Below are 4,636 nucleotides of genomic sequence, written 5' to 3'. Positions count from 1 at the left end.
TCAGATTAAAGTTATCTACAACTTGGTGAAGGTTCGTGGCTTTAAGATAGCCGCGGCACGCAAGATGTTGAGCGAGAATAGGGAGGGAGCAGACCGCAGCGCGGCCGTGATGGAAACGTTGGTGGCCGTGCGCGATGAGCTGAAAGAGCTGAAACGCCATCTTGACGGCTTGGTTTAAGATGGATGTTTATAGGTATCATAAGGTGTTGGGCGCCGTGAATTTGGCGGCGTTAGCGGTGGTCTTGGTGGCCGAGAATTTGCTTCCTTATGGTGTATATTTGGCATTTAATTTAACGTATTATAGCTGGTTGGTCTTTGCTTTCAGCCTTTGGATTTGGGCAGATTTGCTTTTTCGTTATTTGTATTGTCGCATTCCGTATGGCGACACGATTTATCTTACCTTGGCCGGGCTGGTTACTTTTATAGGCAGCGTGGCCCTTTTTCTTTTCGTACTCTTTTATTCTATTTTCCTGAAGCGCGACATTGTTTGTCAAACCTTGGGCTTTGAGGCCGTTTATGAGTGGTCGGTTTCTCGCTTGGAGGTGTACCGTGTAAATGGCATTGTGGCCCGTTGGGTGCAGGATATTGACCTTCCGAAGGGTCAAGTGCAGACGCCCCGCGTAGTGATAGCGGAGGAAGGAGCGAGCCATATCTTGCGTTTGAGGGCCGGCGACAGCCTTCGTGTTTATCAGGAGCAGGCGGGCAGATGGCAGCGCAGCAAGTAAAAGGGCTGTGAAATGTAAAGATTATTTGCCTAAAAAACGCTTTCCAAAATTGCTTCATTTAGAAAATCACATGCCTATGGCCGAGCGCCGAAGGGGGCGTTTGGGCGTGGCCGTGGGGTGAATGGGCTGTTCGGGAAGGGTAAAAGAGGTGATTTGGCGGGATGAAAACGGTGCTTTGATGGGATGAAACGGTCGTTTCGGTAGGGTTAAAGGCCCACTATGGTAAGGTAAAAGGCCATGAACGGGAAGAAGAAAATAGGCCTTCGGATAACTCGTTTTTTGTAAATAGTTGATAAATAGATAGTTATAAAAACGCTGAAAAATGCGTTATTTCCGACCAAAAGTTTCTCGGTGGGAAATAACGCACGCATTTTTGACCTTTTGTAAAGATGTTTCGCAATCGGTGAGAGGGCCGCCGTAGCCTTTCCATAGCCCGATGGTTTAAGGACGAGAGAGGGACTTGCTCTTGATGTTCGACAGCTTCGTGTTTCCTACATGGTCGAAAATCATGGGCTTGCGGTAGTCCTTCCCGTCGAAGGAAAGGCTGATGTTTTTTAGTTTTACCTCATCTATATTCCTGAAATACATGCCCCAGCAGGGAAATACGGGCCATTGGCTGAAGGGTCGGTTCTCAAACCATTGGGGCAGGTTGGGGTCGTCTATGCCCTGAAAAGTTAGTTGGGCGTGGCTGATCGTTACCTTTTGGGTTCGGCTTTTGCCCCAGCTTTTCAAGGAAAGGGCCATGCGGGTGATGGCCGAAGCCGTGATATGATGTATTTTGATGGTGCCGGCGGTATTGTCGTCGCTAAGCGTCATCGATAGCGGCGTGAGCACCCGGGTGGCCCGTATATGGTGAATGTGGATGTTATCCAACCGTCCCGGCGCCGGTCCCCAGCCTCCGGGCTCTAAGCTGATGGCCGCGTCGGAGGCGGTTTTGCCCGACGTTATGTGCTTGTTTTGCCCCGGTCCGTAGATGTCGCAGTGGCCTACCTCCATGTTGGTAGACGGCATAATCATGCGAATACCGTTGCAAGAGGAGTTCAGGAGGCAATGGGTTATCTTGATATTGTTCCAATATCCGCCGGCAATTGCGTCGTCGCCGGTGTGCATTTCGCAACGTGTGATGGCCACGTCGTCGCAGCTACGGATGTGAATACCGTCCCATCCCTCGCTGATTTTCAACCTATTGAACTTCGACTTTCTTATGTTGTAGGCCAAAATAGCGTAGTTGGCGGATCGTGTAATCTTGAAATCCTTGAAACGAAGGCGGTCGCCATTGACGATGAGAAGGGTGTGAGGACCCCGCATGTGTTCCTCGCCTTGGGGATTGACCACGTGCTGTCCGTCGATGGTTCCGGATCCTTCAATGCCGGCATTGCGTATGTTGATGAATTGTATCATGGCCTTTGACCACTCGGGATCGGAGGCGCTGTTGAAGTTAACCGACCCTCTGCCACTCTCGTATTTTGACAAGTCGTGGGTCGTCGTGAGCTTCTCGTAGGCTTTCAGGTCGTTGATACCCCGCAGTACGGCGCCTTTCTCGAGCCGAAGGGTCACGTTGCTGCGCATGTGGAGCGTGCCGGTGAGGAATATTCCTTGAGGAATGACCACGGTGCCGCCGCCCCGTTGGGCGCAGGTAGCTATGGCTTGGTCGATGAGTAGCGTGTTATCGGTCTTATTGTCGCCTATCGCGCCAAGCGTCAGCACATTGATTAGGATAGATAGGAGTAAAAACATGGGTAGATAAGAATAAAAGAAAAGGAGGGATGGGAGTAAAGACCTATTGTCTTACTGCCATCCCTCCATAGGGTATTTAGGGTTACATAATCTGCTGAACTTCCTGCAAGTCTTTCACTTGTTTGAGGTTTTCCATGATGATTTTCACCTCATCGCGGTCGTGCACCTTTATCTCTATGGCGCCTTCAAATATGCCGTCGCCACTGCTGATGGTGATTTTGTGGATGTTGATGTCCATCTTGTCAGATATGATTTTCGACACGTCGGAAAGCAATCCCTTGCGGTCGATACCTCGGATTTCTATCGTCGCGTTGAAGAATAGCTGCTTGTGCATGTCCCACTTGGCGTCGAGTATGCGATTGCCGAAGCTCGATTTGAGCTTGGTGGCTATGGGGCAGGCCCGCTTGTGTATCTCTATGCGGTTCTTGTTGTCGATATATCCTAAGATGTCATCGCCGGGAATAGGATGGCAACAGCCCGGGAAGATAAACGAGTTTATATTGTCCTCGGTAATGAAGATGGGCTTTTTCTTGTTGAAGTTCTTGTCGACGACGTAGTATTCTACCTTTGTGGCGTCGCCGTCCTTGCCCTTTTTCTTGTCTTTTCCAAGGAAAGGAACGTACTTGCGCCAGCTAATGCCGTAGGAAGAGGAGCCGTTGTTCTTGCCCAAAAGCTCGTCTAAGTCCTTCTCACCCAATATAATGGTTTTCTTACCCAAGGCAAAGAAGAGGCTCTCATGCTTCTGCAGCTCGTGGAATTCGCAAAGTTTGTCGAGCACGGGAGTGGTCAGTTCAATCTCGTTTTTGGCCAACCAATTATTGAGAACCTGCTCTCCCTGCTTCTGAACCTCGCGATTATCTCGCCTTAAAATGGCCTGTATCTTGCCTTTGGCCTTAGCGGTGTAGACAAAGTTTATCCACGATTCCTGCACGTGTTGCGACTTGCTGGTGAGTATTTCTACCTGATCGCCGCTTTGGAGCTTATGACTTAGGGGCACAAGTTTATGGTTTACCTTTGCGCCAATGCAGTGACTGCCAATGAAAGTGTGGATTTGGAAGGCGAAGTCGAGGGCCGTACAGCCTGCCGGCATGGTCTTTATTTCGCCCTTGGGGGTGAAAACGAATATCTCGGAAGCAAAAAGATTGAGCTTAATGGCGTCTAAGAAGTCCATCGCATCGGGCTGTGGATCGTCCAATATCTCCTTAATGGTGCTCAGCCAGTCGTTAAGTTCGTTCTCGTCTTCGCTGTATTCGCCGCCTTCCTTGTACTTCCAATGGGCGGCAAAGCCCTGCTCTGCCACCTCGTCCATGCGGTCGGAACGAATCTGAACCTCAATCCATTGGCCCTGTTTGCTCATCAATGTTACGTGCAGCGCTTGATAGCCATTGGCCTTGGGATGGTTAAGCCAGTCGCGAAGGCGGTCGGGATGGCTCTTGTAAATCTTGCTTATGGCCACATAAATGTTGAAACATTCGTTGATTTCGTCCTCCCTTGTCTTGGGCGAAAATATGACTCTGACGGCCAATATGTCATAAATTTCATCAAAAGTAACGTGCTTATTCTGCATCTTATTCCAAATGGAATAAGGACTTTTCACCCTTGCCTTGATGTCATATTCTATCCCCATTCGGTCCAAAGAGTCGCGTATAGGTTTGGTAAAGTCATCAAACATCTTGTCGCGTTCCTCTTTTGTGAAGGAGAGTTTGTTCTTTATGCTGGCATATTCCTCGGGATGTTCGTAGCGGAAGCTAAGGTCTTCGAGCTCTGTCTTTATCTTGTTGAGGCCCAGTCGGTTGGCCAGTGGCGCATAGATATAAAGCGTTTCGCCGGCTATTTTGTATTGTTTGTTGGCCGGTTGTGAGGCCAGCGTGCGCATGTTGTGCAGTCGGTCGCATATCTTTATGAGGATAACGCGTATGTCATCGCTCATGGTGAGAAGCAACTTCTTGAAGTTCTCGGCTTGCGCCGAGGCGTGTTCACCAAATATACCGCCACTGATTTTGGTCAAACCATCGACGATTTTGGCAATTTTTGAGCCAAAGATATTCTCTATATCCTCTACGGTGTAATCGGTATCTTCGACCACATCGTGGAGCAGGGCGGAGCAAATGCTGGTTGAGCCCAGTCCCATTTCCTTGCAAGCGATGTGCGCCACGGCGATGGGGTGCATGATA

3 protein-coding genes and 1 pseudogene are annotated in these 4,636 nt (G+C 49.5%); 2 read left to right on the top strand and 2 right to left on the bottom strand.

Annotated features, from left to right (window positions below; genetic code table 11):
- Both VIR50_RS00025 and VIR50_RS00020 read left to right on the top strand, forming a co-directional pair.
- Positions 1 to 178, top strand: a pseudogene (locus VIR50_RS00025) (transcriptional regulator); the annotation flags it as partial.
- 1 nt (position 179) lies between these two features.
- Positions 180 to 725 (top strand): hypothetical protein, encoded by a 546-nt coding sequence (locus VIR50_RS00020; protein ID WP_331933104.1) that lies wholly within the window; start codon positions 180 to 182, stop codon positions 723 to 725.
- A 441-nt stretch (positions 726 to 1,166) separates the two neighbouring features.
- On the opposite strand, the gene VIR50_RS00015 is transcribed toward VIR50_RS00020, so the two are convergent.
- Both VIR50_RS00015 and VIR50_RS00010 read right to left on the bottom strand, forming a co-directional pair.
- Entirely contained in the window at positions 1,167 to 2,462 is a 1,296-nt protein-coding gene (locus VIR50_RS00015) for a glycoside hydrolase family 28 protein (protein ID WP_331933103.1), read from the bottom strand.
- Positions 2,463 to 2,544: 82 nt separating this feature from the next.
- The coding region (locus VIR50_RS00010; protein ID WP_331933102.1) for a RelA/SpoT family protein at positions 2,545 to 4,636 on the bottom strand (2,092 nt) is incomplete at its 5' end.

The organism is Prevotella sp., assembly GCF_036570325.1.
GTDB lineage: Bacteria > Bacteroidota > Bacteroidia > Bacteroidales > Bacteroidaceae > Prevotella.
This window is presented reverse-complemented; position numbering and strand designations above follow the sequence as displayed.